Below are 24532 nucleotides of genomic sequence, written 5' to 3' on the forward strand. Positions count from 1 at the left end.
ACAACATCGCGGCCGAACATGAGCGCGGCCTGTGTGCAACGCCCGCGCGACATGACCAGCAGGAGGCAGAGCATGTCCGACGACGAAATCATTCTCTCGGAGCTTCCCGACGACGAACTCGTGCAGCAGATGCATGACGACCTTTATGACGGGCTCAAAGAGGAGATCGAGGAAGGCACGCACATTCTACTGAGCCGCGGCTGGAAACCTTATGAGGTGCTGACCGATGCTCTGGTTGAAGGCATGAGGATCGTCGGTGAGGATTTCCGCGACGGCATTCTTTTCGTTCCGGAAGTGCTTCTTTCCGCCAACGCCATGAAGGCTGGCATGGCCATCCTTCGACCCCTTCTTGCCGAGACAGGCGCCCCGAAGCAAGGCAAGATGGTAATCGGCACGGTGAAGGGAGACATCCATGACATCGGCAAGAACCTGGTGGGGATGATGATGGAAGGTGCCGGGTTCGACGTGATCGACATCGGCATCAACAACCCGGTTGAAAACTACCTCAATGCAATCGAGGAACATCAGCCCGACATTGTCGGCATGTCGGCACTGCTGACGACCACGATGCCCTACATGAAGGTAGTGATCGACACGTTGATAGAGAAAGGCATTCGGGACAAGTATATTGTGCTCGTCGGTGGCGCGCCGCTGAACGAGGAGTTTGGCAAGGCGGTGGGAGCAGACGCCTATTGCCGCGACGCCGCAGTGACAGTTGAAATGGCCAAGGAACTGATCAAGCGCAAGCACAACGTATCGGCTGGCGCCTGATCCTGGCTACGGTCGCCCGACGGGCAGATTCTAGTAGGTGGATTGCGAGATGTCGCGCCCCGCGCTCTGTGTCGCATCGACCGCGTTGGCGGTATCCTTGCCGACCCCGCGAATTGTATTGGCGCAGCCGGCAGTGGAACCGGCAACAAGAATGAGTATAGCCAGCCGGGAAAGAACGGACAATTTCATGGTTTGTCTCCATCACAGATAAACCGCCCGCATCAACGGGACAGCAACAATGCAGCAACGCACGAAACCGGAAAAAGTTCTCGGTCCCGAAAAGGTTCTCGTGATTGCCTGCGGCATGATCGCGCGAGAGGTTCTGGCCGTGCGAGAGACACTTGGCTTCACACACCTGGAGCTGACTTGCCTTCCCGCGGAATTTCATTATCGCCCAGGCCGCATCGCCCCCGCCATGGACGCCGCCATCGTCAAAGCGCGCGCGGCGGGTTATCGAAATATTTTCGTCGGATACGCGGATTGCGGCACCGGCGGAGCGCTCGACCGGGTTTGTGAAAAACACGGCGTTGCGCGCATCGACGGCCCGCATTGCTTCGCATTTTACCAGGGGCTTTCAGCCTTCAATGCCGTCGCCGAAAAGGACATGCTTTCCTTCTACATGACGGACTTTCTGTGCCGCCAGTTCGACGCCTTCTTCTTGAAACCCCTCGGTCTCGATCGACACCCCGAATTGATCGACGACTTTTTCGGCAATTATGAGAAGCTCGTCTACCTCGCACAGACGGAAGATCCGCAACTCGAGAGCGTCGCTCAGAACGCGGCGCAGTTTCTGGGATTGGCCTATGAAAAGCGCCAAACGGGTTACGGCGATCTGACAAACGCGCTCGAATCCACGCTGCCAAGCGCTTGATCGACCCGTTCAACGCCATGAAATGGTTACATTAACGATGCAGATTTCCAGCATATTGCGCGATTTTCAGGAGAAATTTTCATGCATCGTATTTTCCTTCCCCTTCTGGCTTTCGGCCTGAGCTCGGTCCCGGTATTTGCACAGTCGCTGGTTCAGGAAAAACTCGATATGGAACGGGCCGGCTTTGAAAAGGACACGGTGATGCAGGACATCACCTACCGCGACGCCGCGCGTCTCGACGCTTATGAACGGATACGTGCCGAAGCCGTGAAGCAGGCGAAATCCGGCGGGGCAGCGTCGGATGTTGCAATTCTGGAAGAGATCGAGAAGCGGGATCAACGTTCGTTCGACGGATTTGATCTCGCGGGCGAATGGGAGTGCCGCACCATCAAAGCCGGCGGTCTTGTTCCACTCGTGGTTTATGACTGGTTCCGCTGCAAGGTCGGTGACGATGGAGCCAGCTGGGTGCTGGAAAAGCTGACCGGGTCGCAGCGAACCAGGGGCCGCTTTTACACCGACACCGACAATCGACTGATCTATCTCGGCAGCTATTACGTCTCGACCGACCGCCCGCCCTCCTATGGCTCGGGCCGCGAGAGTGATCAGGTGGCTTATGTTTTTCGCGGCCGCGACGATGGCTGGCGCATGGAATTTCCCGCCCCGGAGCGTGAATCCGTGCTCGATATTCTCGAGTTCCGCCAGGCCCGATAAGCTGCAAACAGTCGAACGATGCTTGCAGCTTCTGTCATGAAGGCTTAACCGCATGCGGACATAACTGTATGTCACCCGGATCGGGATTCGATCGGTTGTCGAGAAGAGTGGAATGATGGTGGAGGGAACGAACTTGGACACGGTGTTGGGCGCACCGCCAGCTCAGTTACCTCCGCGCCGGCTGTCGCGTATTTTTCGCGATCTCGCGAAGCACGCTGAAGACAAGGTCACCATAGGCCAGATCCGCCAGGCGCTCGGCGATCGCAGCTTTGCGACCCTTCTCGTGTTCTTTGCCAGCTTGAACCTTCTGCCCTTCCCCCCGGGCAGCACGCTCGTGCTCGGCCCCCCACTGGTTCTTGTCGCCCTGCAAATGGTGATGGGCAATCGCACGGTCTGGCTGCCGCAGTTTCTGCTCAACAAGGCAATCGGTGCAGACAAGTTTCGCCACATGAGCGAACGGCTCATTCCGCGCCTGATCTGGCTGGAGCGGCTTATCAAGCCCCGCTATTGGCCATTCGCACGCGATCATGCCGACAGAATCATCGGCCTTGCCGCCCTGATCCTCTCGATCGCCGTGACGCTGCCCATTCCGCTGGGCAACTGGTTTCCCGCCTTCTCCTGTGCGCTGATCGGACTGGCTCTGTCCGAGCGCGATGGCGTGCTTCTCGGCATCGCCGTCACTTGTGGTGTTCTGTCCCTCATGGTGATTGCCGGCGTGGTGGTCGGCGCCAGCATGATGGCCGGCGCCGTCATGCACTGAGGTCACCCCTCTCCTTCCCTACGTCGCATTTGAATGCACGCACGTCGCCTCGCAGCAAGCGGGCGCTCAGCAATGCGGCAATTCTGAAAACCGAGGAAGGAACAGGCGCTTATGGCCCAGCTGATCGTTGTATACTGGCGCGACATCCCCGCTCAGGTGATCGTTAAAAAGGGACGGCAGACAGCCAAGCGCGAACTGCCCGTCCGCTTTACCGAGGCCATCGACATGTGCGCCATGCGCGTCGGCGCACAGGACACGGACGCCTATCTCGCCGAGTGGCGGCGCGGCGAACCGGTCATCGTCGGCGACGATCTGGAGGCAGAGGCCGATCTGGCTCTCGAGGCGATCAACCTCAATTTCGACAGGGAACGCCTGCTGGCGCTCGTTGAGGCGGGTGGCCATGCTGATCGATAGCCCCACAAGGCAAGCGACGATCACTCACGCAACGCTGGTGAAACGCGCACGCGAAACCCTTGCTTACAAGCCAGCCGATGTTTCGCCGCAGCGCCGCATCCAGCGCCGCTACACCATGCGGCATTGGTCTGTGCGCCATGCCCGGCTGCTGGAATGGGTCTATGCGCGTCTTTCCAGCGTGTTTTTGGCCCTGCACCCGTTCTGGAATGCCATCGGCTACGGACGGGTGGAAACACCGGTCAAATTCGTCGAGCGCCGAGTAAAGGGGTTGATGTTCGATTGCCGCATGTGCGGAGAGTGCATCCTCTCATCCACGGGCATGTCATGCCCCATGAACTGCCCCAAGCAGTTGCGCAACGGCCCCTGCGGCGGCGTGCGCAGCAACGGGAACTGCGAGGTGGAGCCGGACATGCCCTGCGTCTGGGTCAAAGCCTGGGAAGGCGCACAGACCATGCGTGGCAGTGAAGCGATCTTCGATGTGCAGAAAGCCGTCGATCAATCCTTGAGAGAAAGTTCCGCCTGGTTGCGGGTCACGGCACAGGCTGCACGCGAGCGAGACGCTACCGGGAACCGCGCCGCATGATGCCCCGCCCGCCGCAGATCGACGAACATCCCGACGGTGTCGATCTGCCGCTGGAGCCCCTGCCCGGTCATTCCTCGCGTGGACGGTTGGAACGCGTGCTCCGGCGCGGCGAATTTGCGGTCACGGCAGAACTCAACCCACCCGACAGCGCCAATGCGCAGGATGTCTATGAACGGGCAGCGATCTTCGACGGATGGGTAGACGGCATCAACGCGGTGGACGCGTCCGGCGCCAATTGCCACATGTCCTCCATGGGCATCTGCGCCCTTCTCACCCGGATGGGCTACGCCACGATCATGCAGATCGCCTGCCGCGACCGGAACCGCATCGCCATTCAGGGCGATGTTCTGGGGGCGGCTGCCATGGGCGTGGGCAACATCCTTTGCCTGACGGGCGATGGCGTGCAGGCAGGCGACCAGCCGGGCGCAAAGCCTGTCTTCGATCTCGACTGCATGTCGCTTCTTCAAACCGTGCGCACCATGCGTGATGAGGAAAAATTCCTTTCCGGTCGCACGCTCACCACGGCCCCCGCCGTATTCCTCGGCGCGGCCATCAATCCATTCGCCCCGCCCTTCGATTTTCGCCCTCACCGGCTTGCCAAGAAAATCGCAGCCGGCGCGCAGTTCGTCCAAAGCCAGTATTGCTACGATGTGCCGATGCTGAAGGAATACATGAAACGCGTGCGCGATATGGGGCTTGACGAAAAATGCTTTATTCTGGTCGGCGTCGGACCGCTCGCGTCGGCCAAAACCGCCCGCTGGATCCGCTCGAACGTCCCCGGTGTGCACATTCCCGACGCGGTCATCACGCGGCTTGAGGGGGCGGAAAAACAGAAGGAAGAAGGCAAGCGCCTGTGCATCGACATCATTAATGAGGTCAAGGAGATCGAAGGCGTTTCCGGCATCCACGTCATGGCCTACCGGCAGGAGGAATTCGTCGCCGAAATCGTTCATGATTCTGGCGTCCTGAAAGGCCGCAAACCGTGGAAGCGCGAGCCGGGCCTCGATGATGCGATGGTGGCCGAGCGGCTCGACCACATCCTGCATGACAATCCGAGCGAAGCGCCCGTCGATCTGGTGAAGGACGCAAGCGAGGCGTCCGGCGAATGACAGTTCCTGTCGGCCTCGAAGATCATCTGCATGGAAGCCCGCCATGCTTTAAGGAGGATATTGAATGACCCGAACCATCGTCGCCTCTGCGAGGCGGGAAATCGTGATCGGCTTCGACCAGCCCTTCTGCGTTATCGGCGAGCGCATCAACCCGACCGGGCGCAAGAAGCTCGCTGCGGAAATGATGGCCGGCAATTTCGAGACCGTAAAAAGCGATGCGCTCGCGCAGGTCGCAGCCGGGGCCACCATGCTCGACGTGAATGCCGGCGTTACGGCAGTCGATCCCAACGCGACGGAGCCCGGCCTTCTCGTTCAGACCCTTGAGATCGTGCAGGAACTGGTGGACGTACCGCTCTCCATCGATTCCTCGGTTTCGGCTGCCATCGAGGCAGGGCTGAAGATCGCCCGGGGCAGACCGCTGATCAATTCCGTGACGGGCGAAGAAGAAAAGCTCGAGGCGATCCTGCCGCTGATCAGGAAATACGACGTTCCGGTCGTGGCCATTTCCAACGACGAGACCGGAATATCCGAGGACCCCGATGTGCGCTTCGCGGTTGCGAAAAAAATCGTCCAGCGCGCCGCCGACTATGGCATTCCCGCCCACGACATCGTTGTGGACCCTCTGGTCATGCCCATCGGCGCCATGGGCACGGCGGGCCAGCAGGTCTTCCGACTCCTGCGGCGCCTGCGCGAGGAACTGAAGGTGAACACCACCTGCGGGCTCTCCAACATCTCCTTCGGCCTTCCGCATCGACATGGCATCAATGCGGGCTTCATCCCCATGGTGATTGGCGCCGGCATGACCAGCGCCATCATGAACCCCTGCCGTCCGCAGGAGATGGAAATGGTGCGCGCGGCCAATGTGCTGAACGGAACCGACCCCAACTGCCAGAACTGGATCATGACCTACCGCGACCACCAGCCCGCAGCATCCGGCGAGGCGGTTGCGGCTGCTGCAGCCCCCGTTTCCTCCGATGGTCGGCGGCGCGGCGGCCGCGAGGCGCGCCTGGCACGGGGGTGAAAGAGCCTTGTTCCACCGGTCACACCGCGCCTTCCAGCCTACGCTTCCAGGGAAACGAGCCTCGCCATGAATGACGATCCCCTTGTCCTCTTCATGCCGTCGGGAAAACGAGGGCATTTCCCAAGGGGTACGCCCCTGCTTGATGCCGCACGAAAGCTTGGTGTCTATGTGGAGAGTGTCTGCGGCGGGCGGGCGACCTGCGGGCGATGCCAGATAGAGGTGCAGGAAGGCCATTTCGCCAAGCACAAGATTTCTTCGTCACCGGATCACATATCCCCGCCTGGCGCAAAGGAAACCCGATACGCCGAAAAGCGCACGCTGCCGCCCGGCCGCCGCCTTTCCTGTTCCGCCACCATCGAGGGTGATCTGGTGGTTGATGTGCCCCAGGATGCGGTCATCAACGCGCAGGTGGTGCGCAAGGACGCCGATACGCGGGTCATCGAGCGACACCCCGCCGTGCACCTTTGCTATGTCGAGGTCGAAGAGCCCGACATGCACAAGCCCCTCGGCGACCTAGACCGGCTGAAAGCCGCTCTGCAGAGAGACTGGAGCTTTGGTCCCATCGAGGTGGACGCGCATCTCCTGCCGCAGGTGCAGCCGACCCTGCGCGAAGGGAAATGGGCGGTTACCGCGGCCCTCTTTCAGGACGGCGACAACGACATCGCGCGCCTGGCTGCCCTGTGGCCGGGCCTGAAGAATGAAGCCTACGGCCTTGCCTGTGACATCGGCTCCACCACCATCGCTATGCATCTCGTGTCGCTTCTGTCCGGTCGTGTCGTCGCCTCGGCCGGCGCGTCAAACCCGCAGATCCGCTTTGGCGAAGACCTCATGAGCCGGGTATCCTACGTGATGATGAACCCGGACGGACGCGAGGCAATGACGCGTGCCGTCCGTCAGGAAATCTCCAAACTCGTGCAGAAAGTTGCCGAAGACGGCGGGATCGCGCGCAGCGACATTCTGGACGCCGTCTTTGTTGCCAATCCCATCATGCACCACCTGTTTCTGGGCATCGACCCCACGGAGCTTGGCGGCGCGCCCTTCGCGCTGGCCGTCTCCGAAGCTGTTCTGCTCAAGGCTGAAGATCTGGATCTCAAGCTCAACCCGGGCACACGCACCTATCTTCTGCCCTGCATTGCCGGCCATGTGGGAGCCGATGCCGCCGCCGTCACCCTGTCGGAAGGGCCGCATAGACAGGATGAGATGATGCTCATCGTCGATGTGGGCACCAATGCAGAGATCGTTCTTGGCAACAGGAACCGTGTGGTTGCCGCCTCCTCCCCCACCGGCCCGGCCTTCGAGGGTGCGGAAATCTCATCCGGTCAGCGCGCGGCCCCCGGCGCCATCGAACGCGTGCGCATCGACCGTGAAACGCTCGCACCTCGTTTTCGTGTGATCGGCAGCGAGCTCTGGTCGGACGAGGCGGGCTTTCTCGATTCACTCGGCCAGACCGGTGTCACCGGTATCTGCGGCTCCGGCATCATCGAGGTAATCGCGGAGATGTATCTGTCCGGCATCATCTCGGAAGATGGCGTGGTGAACGGTGCACTGGCGGACAAAAGTTCGCGCATCGTCGCCGAAGGCCGCACCTTCTCCTATGCTCTTTGCGAGACCGAACCGCGCATCACGATCACCCAGAACGATGTTCGGGGGATACAGCTTGCCAAGGCCGCGCTCTATGCGGGTATCAAGCTTCTGATGGAGAAACAGGGCGTTGAAACGGTCGACATGATCCGATTTGCCGGTGCCTTCGGCTCCTTTATAGATCCGCAATACGCCATGGTTCTCGGCCTCATCCCCGATTGCGATCTCTCACGGGTCTCGGCGGTCGGCAATGCCGCCGGTACGGGTGCACGCATGGCGCTGCTCAGCCGCGACCACCGCCGCGAAATCGAACAGACTGTGCGCCGCATCGAGAAAATCGAAACGGCCTTGGAGCCAAGATTCCAGGAGCATTTCGTGAACGCCATGGCGCTGCCAAACAAGGTGGAGCCATTTCCAAAACTGGCCGAACTGGTTCAACTGCCGCCTCGGACGATGGCCGGCATACCAGGGGAGGAAAGCAATCCCTCACGCCCACGGCGTCGCTCCCGCGAGGAACGTGCGGCGCGAAGGCGGCGCGTTTGAACGGCGAGCGGGTTCAGGTGAAATGGCAGACTGCTAATCTTGATCCTTAGGCAACGCTTTTCAACATTGACGCGGTAATGGATTGGCGCCACCGCTTGCTTCGCTCCCATGGATCGGGCTGCGCAAACCGTTCTTTCATGTCCGCCAGCGTAAAGGCACCGGATTTCGTGATCGCCGTCAGTTCGTCCCACGACACGGGCGTGGCCACCGGCGCGCCCGGTTTGGCCCGCGTCGAATATGGTGCGATGGCCGTGGCCGAGCGATCGTTGCGCAACCAGTCGACAAAGACCCGACCTTCCCGTTTGGCTTTCGATGCCTCCGCAAGGAAGCGCTCCGGCTCATCTTCGGACAGGCGCTTGGCAAAACCTCTGGCGAACTCTTTGACATCCGACCATGCCCGGCGACGCTCGAGCGGTGCGATGACATGAATACCCTTGCCTCCGGTCAATAGCGGCACGGTCTTCAGGCCCAGATCGGCCAACCGTTCGCTCACCGCAAACGCAGCGCTCCGCACCGCGTTGAAATCAAGTTCCTCGTCAGGGTCGAGATCAAACACCAGCCGATCGGGAAACTCCAGCCGGTCAATGCGTGAGCCCCATATATGGAATTCAAGCGTGCTCATCTGCACCGCAGAGATGACGCCGCTCACATCGTTGATGTAAAGATACTCATCCTTCTCGCCGCTTTTCTCAGCGATCGCCAGACGTCTTACTGTTTCGGGAAATCCTTTAGCGCCATGGCGCTGGAAGAAGCAGGGACTGTCCCGCCCGTCCGGGCAACGCACGAGACTGACAAGGCGCTTTTCGATATGCGGAAGCATACGCGTTCCTGCATGCTCGTAGTAGCGCGCTAGATCACTTTTGGTGATGCCAACCTCTTCGAACAGGATTTTATCCGGGCTCGACAGAGATACACCGCCGATCTGCAACCGATTGTCCGAACTCATCTGCACCGGCCTCCAGCTTGTTCAGGCCCCGACCGCGTGCGTTTCGTTCAAAACCGACCAGATTCGCAAAAAATGTCGAAAGTCGAGCGAATGTGGTCAGCCGCAGCCCGCACTGGCGCCGAAGCATCGGGAGCAACGACCATACCGATGTGATAGTTGCATAACTTCGGCAAGCCGTCCTTCGGACCGAGTTCCACGAGATCATCACGCAGGAAAGACTTGGGCAGCGGCGCGATGGCGAGATCCGAGAGGATAGCGGCTCGCTGTCCGGCCGTGTGGGCGCTCATATAGGCGATACGATAATCACGACCGTCTTTTTCCATGGCCGAGAGTGCACCGGCGCGCCATGCGCACCCCTCCTCCCAAAGGGAAAGCGGCAGCGGCTCACGCAGATGAGCGCAACCACCCTTGGCGCCAGCCCAGACGATGGGTTCGGTGAAGATGATCTGAACGCTGCCGTCTTCAGATCCTTCAGTGCATGTGAGAAGTGTGAGATCAAGTTGCCGGTTGGCCATGCGCTTGCGAAGATTTGCGCTCTGGTCGATGACCACGTCAACGGCGATGGAAGGGTGGGTTTCTGCAAAGCGTTTGAGAACGCGGGGTAAGATGCGCTCGCCATAGTCATCTGGCGACCCTAATCGAACGATGCCGCTGATATCGGGCATCACGAACTTCGAAACCGCTTCCCGATTCAGGGCCAGCAATCTCCTCGCATAGTTCAATAATAACTCGCCGTCTGCTGTGAGTGACACCGATCGCGCATCGCGCTGAAAGACCGAGCGTCCTAACATTTCCTCGAGCTTCTTGATCTGCATAGAGACGGCTGAAGGCGTCCGGAAAACCGCGTTGGATGCTGCGGTGAAACTGCCTGTCTCCGCGATCGCAACAAATGTGCGCAGCACATCGAGCTCCAATAAGGGCATCGGGTGATTGAGGGGGGCGTTCATGCCGTTCTCCGTTCAATAACTTTGAATGAAAGGATCATTCGATTGTGTTTGATTGAACATCAACCTTGCGGCATAGTCAACCTTGTCAGGCGATGACGTCTGGCAAAGCAGCCAGACAGAGGAGAAGGACAATGTCTGTATTCACACGCATGAACCAGTATGTCCGTCACTACCGGACGACTTTGAACCGTAGGCGCACCGAGCGTCTCATCGACACGCTTCCTGCAGAAATCCGCAAGGATATCGGGTGGCCTGCACATTACACTGGCATTCAGTCCGATGGTCAGGACAATCGCAGCATATCCCGTTTCTGAAGATCTGTCCTAGACAAGGAGGAGTATGCAATGACGTTGCTGACAAGGGCCCTGAAGGCCGTTCGGGATTTCGCGATCGAGTTCGATGCGATGACGCATCACGCGAAATACGGCACCCGACCCACGAAGAAGCTCGGGCCTTCTGGCCGGTGCTCGCACTGACATGAAACCAAAAGCCACGCGTTTATGCGCAGCCCATCCTAAGGAAAGCTGACCCCGAACCGAATGTCGGGGTCTTTTTTTATCTGCCCGGCACTGCAAACCCCATGGATGTCGCATTTTCTAACGTGTGCTTCGTTTTTTCCACCTCCGCGCCGGCCCAAATGGGATAATTTCCCACTATCGAACGAGCGACCCCACTCCATTCCGTATGAGAAGGCGCTCGGTGAGAGCCGATTGTCTTTCGATACAAATTCTTTGGAGCGTAAAATGAAGCTTTTTGCCCGCTTTATACGCCGTCGACGGGGTTCCAACCCGAACACGGTCTTTGCCCGTCAGCGCTTCGGCAAGACGATGCCGGGCGAGACCGGCGCCCTCGCCGCTTCAAGGTTAGGCTTTCTGGTAAACTGATCGCCCTATATCAGGACCTGTCGAATAGCCGCCGTGCCGGGCTGGTGCGGTGGCACATTCTGTTTGCGAGCCTGACACCGCAAGCATCACGGGCAAGGAACCGTGAAATGCGCCCTGAACCGCCTCACGGGCTGTTTCTTGTTCCGTCTTTGGATTGACAGAAAACCCGTTTCCTGATGACGCTTGGATGACAGGGACCCGACCCGCTGAGCGGGCGTCATGTGCGATCGGGAGGCACCATGCCGGGCGAGAACCATCACAAACGGTCAATCGTTTTCTTTCTCATCCCCGACTTCACCATGATGGCTTTTTCAGCCGCCCTGGAACCCTTGCGAACCGCCAATCGGATGGCTGGCTATGAGGCCTACACATGGCGTTTGGCAAGCAGCGACGGAGCCCCTGTTTGCGCATCCAACGGCGTGGAGGTTGCCGTCGGATCTTCTCTCGCAGCCGAAAGGCAGAAGATGGTCGGGCACGAGCGCCCGTCAATGGTCATTGTCTGCGGCGGACTGAACATAGAGGATTACAACAACAAGACCGTCTTTGCCTGGTTGCGCGAGGAGTACAACCGCGGAGTCGCCATTGGCGGTCTGTGCACGGCAGCCTATGTGCTGGCAGGAGCCGGTCTCCTCACGGATCGGCGGTGCGCAATTCACTGGGAGAACCTGCCCGGTTTCGCCGAGCGATACCCTCGTGCCAATGTGTTCGCTGATCTCTTCGAGACAGAGGCGAATATCTACACCTGCGCCGGCGGCACAGCGGCAATGGATATGATGCTGAAACTGATCGGTGAGGATTTCGACGAGACCCTGATCAACCGCGTCTGTGAGCAGTTGTTAACGGATCGCGTCCGCAGCCCATCTGATCGCCAGCGCCTGCCCCTGCGAGCCCGGCTCGGTGTCCAGAACTCGAAGGTACTGACCATCATCGAACTGATGGAGGCCAATCTGGCCGAACCGCTCTCGCTGGTTCAGATCGCCGAGAATGTCGGTCTTTCGCGCCGCCAGATCGAGCGCCTCTTCCGGCAGGAAATGGGACGCTCCCCCGCGCGCTACTATCTTGAAATCCGGCTCGATCGGGCCCGCCACCTCTTGATACAATCCTCCCTGCCCGTGGTCGAGGTTGCCATCGCCTGCGGTTTCGTCTCAGCTTCTCACTTTTCCAAATGCTACCGCGAACTCTATGCCCGTTCGCCCCAGCAGGAACGCGCCGACCGCAAGCAGCTTCTCGTCGCCTGAACAAAAAAGGATCGTTGCTGTCGGGGCTGAGGTGAGCCATTCGTCCTCGCAGCATGATCAACCAATGGGAAGCACCACAATGACCACGACCATCGACGTCAAGCCGTCCGCCGAAAACGAACTGGTTCTGGCCCGCATCATCGACGCGCCGCGCGAGAAAATCTTCCGTGCCTGGACCGAACCTGAGATCCTCCGGCAATGGTTCGTGCCAAAACCCTGGACCATCTCGAAAGTGGAAATGGATGTTCGCCCGGGCGGTTCGAGCCTTGTTGTCATGAAAGATCCGGATGGAAACGAATACCCCAATCCCGGCGTGTTCCTGGAGGTGGTCGAGAACGAGAAGATCGTGACCACCGACGCCTTCACCGAGGCCTGGAAGCCTTCTCCAAAGCCCTTCATGACCATGATCCTCACGCTCGAAGACGCCGGCGATGGGAAGACACGCTATATCGCCAGAGCGCGGCACTGGAACGCAGAGGATGTTGAAGCCCATGAAAAGATGGGCTTCCATGAGGGTTGGGGCCAATGCGCCGAACAGCTCGAAGAGATTGCCTCCAGTCTGTGAGTGGCGTCAGGGATCGCTCCACATCCAGGAGCGGTCCCGCCACATCCTTTCACCGACAAGACAATCATAGGCACTGTGAAACTGCGCCAGCATGACCTGCGGCCGATGCGTCCTCACCTCTGCGAGTTCCAGAACAAGTTTGCGACGGATGGCTTCCGGGAACTGCGACCATTCATTGACCGGTACGACGAACGCTCCCGGCCCTCCAATCACACAGTTTCGATAATAGGTATCGAGATCCTTGACGTCGAAACTGGTTGTCAGCCCGCCATTGGTCATCAGGGGCAAACCGTTGATGGTGATGCCCATGTCCACCAGCCGATCACGTGAGGGAACCACCGGTCCACCCTGGTTGTTGGGCCCATCGCCGGAGACATCGACCACGCGACGCACCCCCCTGAACCCGCTTTCGGCCAACAGATCACCGGCAAAGTCGAGCGCGCCGGAGATCGAGGTTCGGCGCGCACTGCCAGGCGGATTGGCCGACAATTGCTCGGCCACGCGTTGCGCGTCGTCAGCAGAAGCGATCCGGGTCCAGGGAATGATCACGCGCTGCGAAAAATGACCCGCCCATTCAAAATAGGTCACGGCAATCTTCCCGTGCAGCCCATTCAGAATGGCATTGACCACCTCTTCATGAACAAGGGCTTCTGCATAGCCGCGACGCTGTATCTCCAGTTCGCCCGCCGACATGGAAAGCGAGACATCGACAGCAAGAACAAGCTGAACGTCAACGATCTCCTGCGCCCTTGCCATTGAAGGGCCAGCGAAAAAAGCGCCGCAAAGACCTGCGAAAGCAGCAATCAAACCGCTTCTAAGAGTTCGCTGAGTCTTCGCTGACCTGCGCATGGCCCAGTTTAGCGCAAGAACAGCCGCATACAAATCCCGCAATTTGGCGTAATCGTCTGCCTGAACAAGCGCAAAGTACGGATTGCAATTCACCAGCCATCGGACCGCAAGGCGGCGTTCTCTGGGTCAAATGGGCTTTCTCCGATCACCTTTGCCGGGTGGCGCTTCCCCAAAATCTTGATGTCCAACTCAGTCCCTGGCGCAGCATGTGCAGGGCGCACCATCGCGAGCGCCAGGCTTTTGCCCACCCGCCAGCCAAAGCCGCCATGAGTGGCGCGTCCGACCAGTTCTCCCGCCCTGTAGATCGCCTCATTGCCACGCGCGTCTGCGTCCACGACACCCCCCACCTGAAGCGTGACGTAATTCCAGTTGAGCCCCGTCTCGCGCTGCTTGAGAAGCGCGTCCCGGCCGATGAAATCCCCCTTATCCGGATGGACGAAACGGTCAAGCCCGCTTTCCCAGGCCGTATACTCGATGGAGAGTTCGCGCGGTATCAAACGGTAACTCTTTTCGATGGCCATCGCTGTCATGGCGCGGATGCCGAAGGGTTTGATGCCGAATTTTGCGCCTGCCTCCATGACCAGATCGAAAATCAGGTTCTGCTGCTCGATCGGATGGTGCAGCTCCCAGCCAAGCTCACCGACGAAATTCACGCGCAGCGCATGGGCGCTCGCCCGCCCGATCGCGACCTCTTTCCCCGAAAGCCATGGGAACGCCGCATTGGAGAGGTCCGTGCGGGTGAGCTTTTGCAAAACATCGCGGCTTTTCGGACCAGCAAGAACGAACACGCCATATTGCTGCGTCAATGGCCGCAGAGTGACGGACCCGTCAGCGGGAGCCAGCTTCAAAAGAACGTCATGGTCATGCGCTTCATAGGCGCCGGCTGATACCAGATAGAAGCGCCCGGGCTTCCATTCATATACAGTGAATTCGGAACGCACCCCGCCATTTCTCGTCAACAGGTGGCAGAGAGCGACCCTCCCCCGTTTCTTCGGAATGCGATTGGCGAGAATGCTGTCGAGCCAGGCCCTTGCCCCCGGTCCCGAGACCTCGATCTTGGCGAAGGCCGACATGTCGAGCAGACCCACATTCTCGTGAACGTTCTTCACCTCGTTGCCGACATGTTCGAAATAGTTCGAGCGGCGAAACGACCATTTTTCAACGACACGACCATCGGCAAGCGCCGGCGCGTGATTGTGCTTCAGGAGTACATCTGCACCCACGCCTAGGTTGCTTTCCGGAACCTGATACCCCTGAGGCGCAAACCAGTTGGGCCGCTCCCACCCGTAGACGGAGCCGAACACAGCGCCGAGTCGCTTCAATCGATCATAGCTTGGCGTCGTCTTCAGCGGCCGCGCGGCCGGACGCTCCTCATCCGGGTAATGCACTGTGAAGACATTGGCATAGGCCTCCTCGTTCTTCTCACGCAGATAGCCCTCGGTTGCATAGGGACCGAAACGTCGGGGATCGACACCCATCATGTCGATGGACGGCTCGCCCTCTACGATCCATTCGGCAAGCTGCCAACCAGCACCGCCCGCTGCCGTCACACCGAATGAGTGTCCCTCATTCAGCCAGAAATTCTTCACCCTCGGCGCCGGTCCGATAATGGGAGAGCCATCGGGCGTATAGGCGATGGCGCCGTTGTAGATCTTCTTGATCCCCACCTCGCCGAACGCAGGCACGCGCGCGATCGCCGTTTCCACATAGGGCATGAGCCGCTCCAGATCCTCCTGAAACAGCTCGTACTCACTGTCGTCGCTCGGACCATCCACATAGCAGCAGGGCGCACCGACCTCGTAAGGACCAAGCAGGAGACCACCATTTTCCTCGCGCATGTACCAGGAGGAATCGCTCTCGCGCAGGACGCCCATCTCGGGAAGCCCCTCTTTCTTGCGCGCCACAATGGCCGGGTGCGGCTCGGTGACGATATACTGATGCTCCACCGGGATCACCGGCACATCGAGCCCCACCATCGCGCCGGTTCTGCGAGCAAAATTGCCGGTGCAGGAGATGACATGCTCACAGCAGATCTCGCCCTTGTCGGTGGTCACCGTCCAGGATCCATCTGCCTCCTGCGATAACGCCGTCACCGTGGTGTTGCGATAGATGGTAGCGCCAAGATCGCGCGCGCCCTTGGCCAACGCCTGTGTCAGGTCGGCCGGCTGGATATATCCGTCATCAGGATGCTGGATAGCGCCGAGCAGCCCCTCCGTTTCGCAAAGCGGCCAGATTTCTTTCACTTGCTCGGGTGTCAGGATGTTGACCGGGATGCCAATGGTTTCCGCGATCCCGGCGTAATACATATACTCATCCCAGCGGTCTTTCGTGCGCGCAAGACGAATGTTCGAGCATTGGGTGAAGCCGACATTCATGCCGGTTTCCTTCTGAAGCTCCCGATAGAATTTGACCGAGTATTTGTGGATCTGTCCAACCGAGTAGCTCATGTTGAACAATGGCAGCAGACCCGCTGCATGCCATGTCGAGCCCGATGTCAGCTCCTTGCGCTCAAGCAGCACCACATCCGACCATCCTTTTTTGGCGAGATGGTAAAGCGTTGACACCCCCACCACGCCACCGCCGATGACAACCGCTCGCGCATTCGCCTTCATGCACTCAATCCCCTCGATCGCTTTCCGGCCGAACCTTCCAGCCAGGCCGGATATGACCTGTGACAGAAACCGATCCTAGTCTGCGGGGCGCAGGGCTGCTTTGCCTGAATGCGACATCACAGAAGCGGCGCGCGCCATTAAGCAAAACGGACGTTTTGCTCAGCCGATTAACCTCTTTTCACCGCCTGTCCGGTAAAACCTGCCCCAGCGGCAGGATATTGGATTTCGGGGACACACATGACGATGGTGGTCGAACACGCAGCGACAGCGAAACGGCGAAGCTGGCTGACAAGCCCGGTTTCAATTCTCGCGATCACGGCACTTGTTATGCTGGTGTTTCTCGCTCTGCCGCTCAATGTGCCGATCGGTCCTATGTACTGGGACCTGTTCATCTATTTCGACGCTGCCAACAGGCTCTTTTCCGGTCAGGTTCCTGCCACGGATTTCTTCGCGCCCGTGGGGCCGCTCGGCTATTATCTGTTCACCGGCGGCGTGAAGCTCTTTCCAAACGCGCAGCCGCTGCTTCTTGTCCACTGGTCGCTCTTTGCAGTCACCGCCCCGTTGATGGCGCTGGCGCTCTGGCAGGTGAATCAAAGGTCACGCACAACGGCGCTCGCTCTTCTCCTGCCATTTCTCGTCTTCGCCGTGCTGCCGTTCAATACGCGCGAATTTTACTCCTTTCCCGGGTCCGATGGTTTCGGCATCTACAACAGGCAGGTCTGTCAGCTTCTTTATGTGCTGACGGTCGCGCTCATCTATCTGCGTGATCAGCGCCTCCTGCTCATCTCCATCGTAGCCGGCATGACTGGGCTTTTCCTGACGAAGATCACCGGTTTCGTTTCCGGCGGCTTGCTCTGCGCCTTTGCCTTTGCTGCGGGCCGCCTGACCCTGCGAACCGCTGTCACGTCCGCCGTTCTGTTCCTCGGCATCCTTGGGTTCCTGGAAATCGCGAGCGGTTTCACACTAAATTACTTTGCCGATATTCTGGCGCTGGTGGTGATGAACGAGGGAAGCCTTCTGCCACGGTTCCTTCAGGCTGCGTCGCACACATTCGGCATTGTAGTTCCGGCAGGTCTTCTCGCACTCGCCCTGCTCTTCCATGATCGCGCCCACCTTTTGGAGAAACTCCGCTCGAGAAGCCTCTCGGGCATGGCAAGCGTGATCGACCATGAAGCCTTCTGGATCATGGCGGTGCTCATTGCCGGCATTTTCTTCGAAACTCAGAACACCGGAAGCCAGGCGCTCATCTTCATATGGCCCGCAGTCCTGCCCGCCCTCACCCGGCTCTGGCAGACCGAAACGGCCCGCAGCCCGGCCTTTCTAACCGCCGTCGCTCTTTCCGCAGCCACGGCACTCCCGCCACTGATCAACACTGTGGAGCGCGCTGCCCGCACCTATATCGGCGCAATCAAGAATGTGGAGTTGCCGAACCAGAATCTGAAAACGCTGGGACGCGTCAACATGCGGCCCGAAGTCCTTCGACGCTCCGAAAAGATGCTCGATTTCTACGCACGGCATCGAGAAACCTATGCCGATTTCATCCGCATTCAGGAGCTGCCGGCCTATATGTACTATTCGGAATTCGACTTTCAGGCCGCGCATCTCCTGGCCATCGACGGGGCCATCGACGCGATCCGGGAGCTGGAAGCCGAACAGGGCATCAGGTTCGAAACCATTCTCAACCTGAACTTCGTCAATCCCTTCCCCTGGCTTCTCGACCGCCAGGCGCCCCTGCATGTGGCCATTGGTGCCGATCCCACGCGCGCCGTTCCTCCACCAGACGCAGAAGCACTGGAAGCCGTTCGCCAGACGGATCTGATCCTGCACCCCACCTGCCCGCTGACCACGGCCAATGCCGATCTTCTGAAGATTTACGCACCTGCCATGCAGGAGCACGAGCGCATCGCGCTGAACCAGTGCTTCGACGCCTATCTCAGGCCAGAGATGGCAGACCGGATCGAATAGGCACGGCAGCTCGTTCAAAGCCGGGCGCACGCCCCTCATCCGCCTGCACCATCGCAGACAAAAAAGAAGGCCGGGACAAGCCCGGCCAGTTGTCGCGCGAGAGGCGCTATTCCTAAACTTTTCAGAGCCTTGAAAGGCGATCCGGACTCATTCTCTCAAAAGCCGGCGCTCACTTCACCTGGCTTTTGACGAAATCCTTCACGATCGAAACGACACCGCGCCCAAGCAGCGCATCCAGCGAATCCACGAGCTTGTCCACATGCTCTGGACGCATGATCAGCGGCGGCAGGAGGCGGATGACATTGCGGTTGTATTCGGTGAAGGCCACCAGCACATCGTAATCGCGCAAGAGAAGCGCACCGACAAAGCCCGAAAGCGAACCCTTCAGCTTCTCGTCGAGCACACCCACCACCGGGCGCAGGACCGCCGGCAGGGTCTGCGAGAAATCGTGGAACTCGAGCCCGACCATGCAGCCACGGCCACGAATGTCCTTGATGATGCGCGGGTACTTGTCCTTCAGCGCATTGAGGCGTTCGACGAGATAAGCGCCGGTGATTTCGGCATTCTCCATCAGCGCCTCGTCATAGAGCACGTTGGTGCCCTCGATGGCCGTGGCGCAGGCCTCGCCGATGCCGCCGAATGTGGCCATGGCGTGGATCATCGCCGTCTTCGGGGTACCATAGGCCTTCATGTAGATCTCGCGCTTGGCGATCATCGCGGCCATGGCAGCCTTGCCCGCACCCAGCGACTTGGCGAGTGCAGTGATATCCGGCACCACGTCATAATGCTCAAACGCGTAGAAGCGGCCCGTGCGCCCGTAACCGCACTGCACTTCGTCCGCCACCCAGATCACGCCATACTGGTCGCAGAGCTGACGCAGCTTTTGCCAGAATTCGCGCGGCGCCTCGTTGATGCCTCCGCCGCCCTGCACCGTTTCAAGAACGATCGAGCCAATCTCGGGATCGGTGCGGAAAGCCGTTTCGATGGCGTCTATATCGCCAAAGGGCACACGCACAGTGTTGTCCGTCAGGCGGAACTCGGCGCGGTAAAGAGTGCCATCGGTAATGGTGAGAACACCCTTGGTCTTGCCGTGGAATGAATTTTCCGCATAGACGACCTTCGGCCGCTTGGGCCCGGCCGCGCGCTCGGCAAGCTTGATGGCCGATTCCATTGCCTCGGACCCCGAGGACCCGAGAAACACCATATCGAGCGCACCCGGCGAACAGGCAGCCAGATTGGCGGCCAGCGCCGTCGCATATTGCGACATGAAGGCAATGGCGATCTCGTGGCGCTTCTCGTCCTGGAACTTCTTGCGCGCTTCGAGAATGCGCGGATGGTTGTGGCCGAAGGCCAGCGACCCGAAACCGCCGAAGAAATCGAGGATCTTTCGACCGTTCTGGTCGATGTAATACATCCCTTCGGCACTTTCGATCTTGATCTTGTGAAAACCCAGAAGCTTCATGAAGTGAAGCTGGCCAGGGTTGAGATGCGCCTTGAACAGGTCGGTCATCCGCTCGACGCTCAACGCCTTGGCATCTTCCACGGTCAGAAGGTCGGGTTTCACGATTGTCCTGGGTGCGAGTTCGGGTGCATCCATCACGGGCCTTGCCCCTTTCGTCTCGGTCTTTGTCACGACGGTCATGGCGACCTCCCTACTCGGCCGGAACCTGGCTGGCATCCATGGCCTGCCCGGTCTTTTTGGCGCGATATTCATCATAGGCAGCGATCAGCATGTCGCCGTCATTGTATTGCGGCACCCAGCCAAGATCGCGCTCGCCCTTCGACACGTCGAGCACGCACATTTCGTCGGCGATCAGATATTGCTCCGGGTCCATGAGCGGCATGTTCATCCAATCGAGGAAATCCAGCGTGCGCTTTACCGCCCAACCGGGCGTGGGCAGAAGAAACGACTTCGAGCCCGCATGTTTTACAAGATCGCCAAGCAGCTTGCGAACCGGCGGCGGATTGAGCGAGCCGAGATTGTAGGCCTCGTTCGGCACCCCGGCCTTCCACGCAAGCCGTGCTGCTTCCGCACAATCAAACACGGAGATGAACTGATAGGGATTCTTGCCCGAGCCGATCATTGGCACCGGCAAATTCATGTCCACCAGTTTGAACAGCTTTTCCAGAATGCCCAGACGCCCGGGCCCGATGATGAGGCGCGGACGGAACAGCGAGATGTTCATGCCGCGCTTGCGCCATTCGGCTGCCAGCACTTCGGTGTCGAGCTTTGACTGGCCATATTCGCCAAGCGGCGAGACCGGATGATCCTCTGTCATCGGATAGGTCACGGTGTGGCCGTAGATCATGTCGGTGGTGAAGTGGACGAGACTCTTCGCGCCCGCCTTGTCCATCGCCTCAATGATATTGACCGTGCCGTGATAGTTCACCGGATAGAAGAAATCGTGCCGCTTGGCGCGCACCTGGATCGGCGACAGCATCTTGGCCGACAGATTGTAGACCATGTCATCGGCCTTCATGCCCACAGCCTCGACAGCCGCCGGATCGGTCACATCACAATGAATGAAGTCCACCTGGCGATAGTGTGGCAGATCGCTCTTCGCGATGTCTGCGACGATAACCTCTTCGCCATCGGCCACAAGTTTGGGCGCCAGATGACGACCGACAAAGCCGTCACCGCCAAAAATGATGTGTCTCATTGGATTATCGACCTTTCGGACTCAAGTTTGTCTTTTGCGAGCGCAGCCTGATCTTCAGGCGTCTCCCGACCGCTCTGCGCGATCAACACGGTGCCGACGCAGATGAGCGCAATGCCGGCGATGCGATAGGCGTTCAGATCCTCCTTGAAGAGCAGATACGCGAACACCGCCACCGCCACATAGGCAAGGCTCAGAAACGGATAGGCGAAGGACAGATCAACCTTCGAAAGCACATAGAGGTGCGAGGCCATGGAAATGACGAAAACGCACAGGCCGGCGAAAATCCACGGACTGAAGACAATCTGCAGGATCTTCAGGATCGGATTGGTGCCGGCAAAGCTCAGTTCGCCAAGCGACATCATGCCGTATTTCAGCATAAGCTGCGCTGCCGCGTTGGTCATCACCGTGAAGAGTATGAAGGGTATGTATTTCATCTTGTCCCGCCCTTGTCCGTCCTAACGCCGTCTCGCAAACAAAGCGTGAAGCGCATTCCAAAAATTGCATCCATCGCGCGCATTGCGGTGTTTCCCGCGCCGACTGCCTGCTCACTCGGCGGCATGGCGCCCTCCTGCGGCACTGGCCGGCAGCTCCAACGCCGTTCTGCGCCAGAAATCCGAAACGAAACCGGGATCCCGGAAGACCTCCAGATCGCGCCATTTCGGAAACGAAGCTTCGAACACCGCAGCACTCATGCGCGCATCCTTATAGGGGTTGACCGCGCCACCGGCTTCGACCGTCAGCTGATCCAGGCGCTCGAAAAGCGCTTGCGTGGCGGCACCCCCATTGGAGAAATCCAGCGTCAGCGTGTATCCGGGCCTTGGAAACGAGAGCGTGCCCGGCGATGGCACATCGCCAAACCGTTTCAGAACGGTCAGGAACGAAGCCTGCCCCGCCTCGCGCGCTGCCGCCAACATGGCCGGGATGGTTTCGCGCGCTGCATCGAACGGCACCACGCATTGATGCTGGAGAAGCCCGCGCGGTCCATAGAGCCGGTTCCAGTGGCGCACCGCATCAAGCGGAAAGAAATAGCTTTGATATGAAGAACGCCGGATGCCCTCCGCCCGCGCCTTGCTCCACGCGAACGCACGGTTGAACAGCGTCAATGACCAGCGGTTCAGGAGGTTGAGCGGCGGCCGGAAGGGAACGGCAAGACGGCGGCTGGAAGGCGAAGTATAGACCGCGCCATCCTCCGCATGATTGGCCGTGAGCAGGAATCCCCTCCCCGCCTTCGATCCCGTGGCAAGCTGATCAAGCCACGCAACGGCATATTCGTTCTGCGCGTCGGCCTCTTCGGCAAGTTCAAAATACTCGTCGAGGCTTGAAAACCCGCGCACGTGTTCATTCACATCGACGGAGGCGACCTTCATCAATCGGATCGTTGCCTTCAAGATGAGGCCTGTCAGTCCCATCCCGCCTATAGTTGCACGGAAGAGCTCGGGATTGTCCGTTTGACTGCAATGGTGTGTCTGACCATCCGAGCGCAGTAGTGTGAACGAAATCACATGACACCCAAAGCTGCCACGCCGGTGGTGATTCTTGCCGTGCACATCATTGGCGATGGCACCACCCAGCGTGACGTATTGCGTTCCAGGCACCACGGCGGGAAACCAGCCCTTCGGGCCGGCATGAGCAATGATGTCCGACAGCATGAGCCCGGCCTCAGCCGTCAACACACCGTTTTCGTCGTCAAATGCGAGAATGCGGTTCATGGAGCGCATGTCGATCAGCGCTCCCTCGTCGTTCAGGCAGGTATCGCCGTATGAGCGTCCATTGCCATAGGGCAGAACGGTCTCCGGTAGGCCCCGGCCCGCACGCAACCGCTCGATCGCCTCTTCAGCGCCGATCGCCTGTGTCGTGCCTTTCCGAACCAGTCCGAATGCCCCGTATTCAGCCATGCGTCAGAACCCCGCCGTGAAGAGGAGAAGCGCACCCAGCAGGCCGAAAAGCTGGCTGCGCCAGTCGCTGATGATGAAAACGATGGGATCGTCATGCATCTCGTCACGCCTGGCAAGGATCCACATGCGGATCGTGATGTAGAGAACAATCGGGCAAAGCGGCCAGATCAGCCATGGCATGTCGTAGAGTTCGCGCACCGCGCTGCTTTGAATATAAAGTGCAAGAACCATCGCCGAGGAAAAAGCGGAGGCCATACCCGCCTGTGCAATCACCTCCTGATCCTCCGCGCGGTACCCCCTTCCCGCAATCCGCTCGCCAGCGGGGAGCACCGTGGAGCGGAGCTCGACATAGCGTTTCACCAGCGCAAGCGAGAGAAAGAAGAACACGGAGAAGGCCAGAAGCCAGAATGAGACGCCGATCATGGTCGCCGCGCTGCCGGCAAGGATGCGCACCGTGTAAAGGCCCGCCAGGGTCAAAACGTCAATCAACAGCATCCGCTTGATGGAAAGCGAATAAGCGGTGGTGGCAACCAGATAGGCGAGGAGCACGAGGCAGAAAAGCGGCGGCAGGAGAAGCGCCGTTGCGCCACTGATTGCCAGCAGCGCCAGCATCGAGGCAAACCCGAAGGGAATCGAAAGCACGCCACTTGCAAAAGGTCTGTTCCTCTTGCTGGGATGCCGACGATCAAGTCCGAGATCGAAAAAGTCGTTCAGGATGTAGATGGCCGAGGCCGCCGTGCTGAACGAGATGAAGGCCAGAATGCACAGAATGAGCAGGGGAACATTGAAATATTCGTGACTGAGGATCAGAGGCACAAAAATCAGACTGTTCTTCAGCCATTGATGGACCCGCAGCATTTTCACATAGGTCCTGAACGTCGGCTGGGGTGCTGCCAGCAGCTCGCCACCATTCACTGCATGCCAGCGTGCGGCCGCACGATCAGGGGCAACCACGATCGCTCTGCGCGCGGCATCGAAGACAGCAACATCGGCGCGGCTGTTGCCCGCATAGTCGAACCCGCCGTCGCCGAATGCCTCGATCAGCGCGTCACGCTTCATTCCGGACGCCATGTTGCGCCCAGGTTCGGTGGAGATGACCTCGTCAAAGACCCCAAGGTGCTCTGCGATCGCATCGGCGAATTTCTTCGGCGAAGCCGTTGCCAGAACAATGTGGCGGCCGTCTGCCTTGTCTTTGCGAAGCTGTGTGAGCAGTTCCTGACGATATGGCAGCCCTGGCGCGTCTAGCTCGACGCGCGCGGCGATTTCGCATTTGAGCCGCGCCTTGCCCCCAAGAAGCCAGAAAGGAAGGAAAAGCACACACAAGGGCTGCCGGCGTAGCAGGAGGAACAGGCTCTCCCACAAAAGATCGGTCGCAATCAGCGTGCCGTCGAGATCGACAGCCAAAGGCACTGCATTGCGTTCAGATCGCGCGTCCATAAAAGCCCCCGACGAGATATCCGTTCTTCAAACGGCCTTACCCGAAAGGAGCTTCCAAAGTCTGAAATCATCGATCGACTGAGCAAATACAAAAGTAGAATTCAAAAACAGGCTTAAGACTTCCCTAAGGTCAACTGACCGGGGGGCGGCTGCGCATAAAAAACTCCGGC

25 protein-coding genes are annotated in these 24532 nt (G+C 59.3%); 15 read left to right on the top strand and 10 right to left on the bottom strand.

Going from position 1 to position 24532, the window contains the following annotated elements:
* The first annotated feature begins 72 nt into the window (after positions 1-72).
* On the top strand, positions 73-771 hold the full coding sequence (locus KW403_RS01280; RefSeq protein WP_223020984.1) for a corrinoid protein: 699 nt from the start codon (positions 73-75) through the stop codon (positions 769-771).
* A 30-nt stretch (positions 772-801) separates the two neighbouring features.
* Here the strand turns inward: KW403_RS01280 and KW403_RS01285 are convergent, their stop codons facing one another.
* The gene (locus KW403_RS01285; RefSeq protein WP_223020985.1) at positions 802-960 is read right to left on the bottom strand and encodes an entericidin domain-containing protein; all 159 of its coding nucleotides are present in this window, start codon (positions 958-960) and stop codon (positions 802-804) included.
* A 49-nt stretch (positions 961-1009) separates the two neighbouring features.
* Between KW403_RS01285 and KW403_RS01290 the strand changes: the two genes are divergently transcribed.
* The 8 genes from KW403_RS01290 (at position 1010) to KW403_RS01325 (ending at position 8364) form a co-directional block, all read left to right on the top strand.
* Positions 1010-1642 carry a DUF1638 domain-containing protein gene (locus KW403_RS01290; protein ID WP_223020986.1) on the top strand — a complete coding sequence of 211 codons (633 nt, stop codon included), beginning with the start codon at positions 1010-1012 and terminating at the stop codon, positions 1640-1642.
* An 81-nt stretch (positions 1643-1723) separates the two neighbouring features.
* Positions 1724-2353, top strand: coding sequence for a DUF4893 domain-containing protein (locus KW403_RS01295; RefSeq protein ID WP_223020987.1), 630 nt, complete (start codon positions 1724-1726; stop codon positions 2351-2353).
* Positions 2354-2495: 142 nt separating this feature from the next.
* The gene (locus KW403_RS01300; protein WP_246637940.1) at positions 2496-3113 is read left to right on the top strand and encodes an exopolysaccharide biosynthesis protein; all 618 of its coding nucleotides are present in this window, start codon (positions 2496-2498) and stop codon (positions 3111-3113) included.
* Positions 3114-3224: 111 nt separating this feature from the next.
* Positions 3225-3527 (top strand): virulence factor, encoded by a 303-nt coding sequence (locus tag KW403_RS01305; RefSeq protein WP_223020988.1) that lies wholly within the window; start codon positions 3225-3227, stop codon positions 3525-3527.
* A complete protein-coding gene (locus KW403_RS01310; RefSeq protein ID WP_223020989.1) occupies positions 3514-4110 on the top strand; it encodes a methylenetetrahydrofolate reductase C-terminal domain-containing protein in 597 nt (198 codons plus the stop codon). The genes KW403_RS01305 and KW403_RS01310 overlap by 14 nt, the downstream gene beginning before the upstream one ends.
* The gene (locus tag KW403_RS01315) at positions 4107-5219 is read left to right on the top strand and encodes a methylenetetrahydrofolate reductase (RefSeq protein WP_223020990.1); all 1113 of its coding nucleotides are present in this window, start codon (positions 4107-4109) and stop codon (positions 5217-5219) included. The genes KW403_RS01310 and KW403_RS01315 overlap by 4 nt, the downstream gene beginning before the upstream one ends.
* Positions 5220-5283: 64 nt before the next feature.
* Positions 5284-6240, top strand: a complete 957-nt coding sequence (locus KW403_RS01320) for a methyltetrahydrofolate cobalamin methyltransferase (protein ID WP_223020991.1) — start codon at positions 5284-5286, stop codon at positions 6238-6240.
* A gap of 66 nt (positions 6241-6306) precedes the next feature.
* Entirely contained in the window at positions 6307-8364 is a 2058-nt protein-coding gene (locus KW403_RS01325) for an ASKHA domain-containing protein (RefSeq protein ID WP_223020992.1), read from the top strand.
* A gap of 46 nt (positions 8365-8410) precedes the next feature.
* Here the strand turns inward: KW403_RS01325 and ligD are convergent, their stop codons facing one another.
* Both ligD and KW403_RS01335 read right to left on the bottom strand, forming a co-directional pair.
* The gene (ligD, locus tag KW403_RS01330) at positions 8411-9310 is read right to left on the bottom strand and encodes a non-homologous end-joining DNA ligase (protein WP_223020993.1); all 900 of its coding nucleotides are present in this window, start codon (positions 9308-9310) and stop codon (positions 8411-8413) included.
* A 47-nt stretch (positions 9311-9357) separates the two neighbouring features.
* On the bottom strand, positions 9358-10257 hold the full coding sequence (locus tag KW403_RS01335; RefSeq protein ID WP_223020994.1) for a LysR substrate-binding domain-containing protein: 900 nt from the start codon (positions 10255-10257) through the stop codon (positions 9358-9360).
* A 131-nt stretch (positions 10258-10388) separates the two neighbouring features.
* Here KW403_RS01335 and KW403_RS01340 point away from each other — a divergent pair, with 131 nt between their 5' ends.
* The 5 genes from KW403_RS01340 to KW403_RS01355 all read left to right on the top strand — a co-directional run bounded on the left by KW403_RS01340 (position 10389) and on the right by KW403_RS01355 (position 12944).
* Positions 10389-10571, top strand: a complete 183-nt coding sequence (locus KW403_RS01340) for a hypothetical protein (protein ID WP_223020995.1) — start codon at positions 10389-10391, stop codon at positions 10569-10571.
* 30 nt (positions 10572-10601) lie between these two features.
* Positions 10602-10733, top strand: a complete 132-nt coding sequence (locus KW403_RS19430) for a hypothetical protein (protein ID WP_281425623.1) — start codon at positions 10602-10604, stop codon at positions 10731-10733.
* Positions 10734-11000: 267 nt separating this feature from the next.
* A complete protein-coding gene (locus tag KW403_RS01345) occupies positions 11001-11141 on the top strand; it encodes a hypothetical protein (RefSeq protein ID WP_223020996.1) in 141 nt (46 codons plus the stop codon).
* Between the two features lie 239 nt (positions 11142-11380).
* Positions 11381-12379, top strand: coding sequence for a GlxA family transcriptional regulator (locus KW403_RS01350; RefSeq protein WP_223020997.1), 999 nt, complete (start codon positions 11381-11383; stop codon positions 12377-12379).
* Between the two features lie 79 nt (positions 12380-12458).
* Complete coding sequence (locus tag KW403_RS01355) at positions 12459-12944, top strand: SRPBCC family protein (protein ID WP_223020998.1); 486 nt, start codon at positions 12459-12461, stop codon at positions 12942-12944.
* 6 nt (positions 12945-12950) lie between these two features.
* Here the strand turns inward: KW403_RS01355 and KW403_RS01360 are convergent, their stop codons facing one another.
* Both KW403_RS01360 and KW403_RS01365 read right to left on the bottom strand, forming a co-directional pair.
* Positions 12951-13700 (bottom strand): DUF1194 domain-containing protein, encoded by a 750-nt coding sequence (locus KW403_RS01360; protein ID WP_246637850.1) that lies wholly within the window; start codon positions 13698-13700, stop codon positions 12951-12953.
* A 182-nt stretch (positions 13701-13882) separates the two neighbouring features.
* The gene (locus KW403_RS01365) at positions 13883-16405 is read right to left on the bottom strand and encodes a GcvT family protein (RefSeq protein ID WP_223021000.1); all 2523 of its coding nucleotides are present in this window, start codon (positions 16403-16405) and stop codon (positions 13883-13885) included.
* Between the two features lie 237 nt (positions 16406-16642).
* On the opposite strand from KW403_RS01365, the gene KW403_RS01370 reads away from it, so the two are divergent.
* Positions 16643-18370, top strand: a complete 1728-nt coding sequence (locus KW403_RS01370; RefSeq protein WP_223021001.1) for a hypothetical protein — start codon at positions 16643-16645, stop codon at positions 18368-18370.
* 169 nt (positions 18371-18539) lie between these two features.
* On the opposite strand, the gene KW403_RS01375 is transcribed toward KW403_RS01370, so the two are convergent.
* The 5 genes from KW403_RS01375 to KW403_RS01395 form a co-directional block, all read right to left on the bottom strand.
* Positions 18540-19967 (bottom strand): aspartate aminotransferase family protein, encoded by a 1428-nt coding sequence (locus tag KW403_RS01375; protein ID WP_246637941.1) that lies wholly within the window; start codon positions 19965-19967, stop codon positions 18540-18542.
* A gap of 55 nt (positions 19968-20022) precedes the next feature.
* Positions 20023-21030 (bottom strand): NAD-dependent epimerase/dehydratase family protein, encoded by a 1008-nt coding sequence (locus tag KW403_RS01380; RefSeq protein ID WP_223021003.1) that lies wholly within the window; start codon positions 21028-21030, stop codon positions 20023-20025.
* Positions 21027-21464: an EamA family transporter gene (locus tag KW403_RS01385; protein WP_223021004.1), complete on the bottom strand. Its 438-nt coding sequence runs from the start codon at positions 21462-21464 to the stop codon at positions 21027-21029. The genes KW403_RS01380 and KW403_RS01385 overlap by 4 nt, the downstream gene beginning before the upstream one ends.
* A gap of 111 nt (positions 21465-21575) precedes the next feature.
* On the bottom strand, positions 21576-22925 hold the full coding sequence (locus KW403_RS01390) for an FAD-binding oxidoreductase (protein ID WP_223021005.1): 1350 nt from the start codon (positions 22923-22925) through the stop codon (positions 21576-21578).
* Positions 22926-22928: 3 nt separating this feature from the next.
* Complete coding sequence (locus KW403_RS01395; RefSeq protein ID WP_223021006.1) at positions 22929-24362, bottom strand: UbiA family prenyltransferase; 1434 nt, start codon at positions 24360-24362, stop codon at positions 22929-22931.
* Positions 24363-24532: the final 170 nt, after the last annotated feature.

The organism is Nitratireductor kimnyeongensis, assembly GCF_019891395.1.
Taxonomy (GTDB): Bacteria; Pseudomonadota; Alphaproteobacteria; order Rhizobiales; family Rhizobiaceae; genus Nitratireductor; species Nitratireductor kimnyeongensis.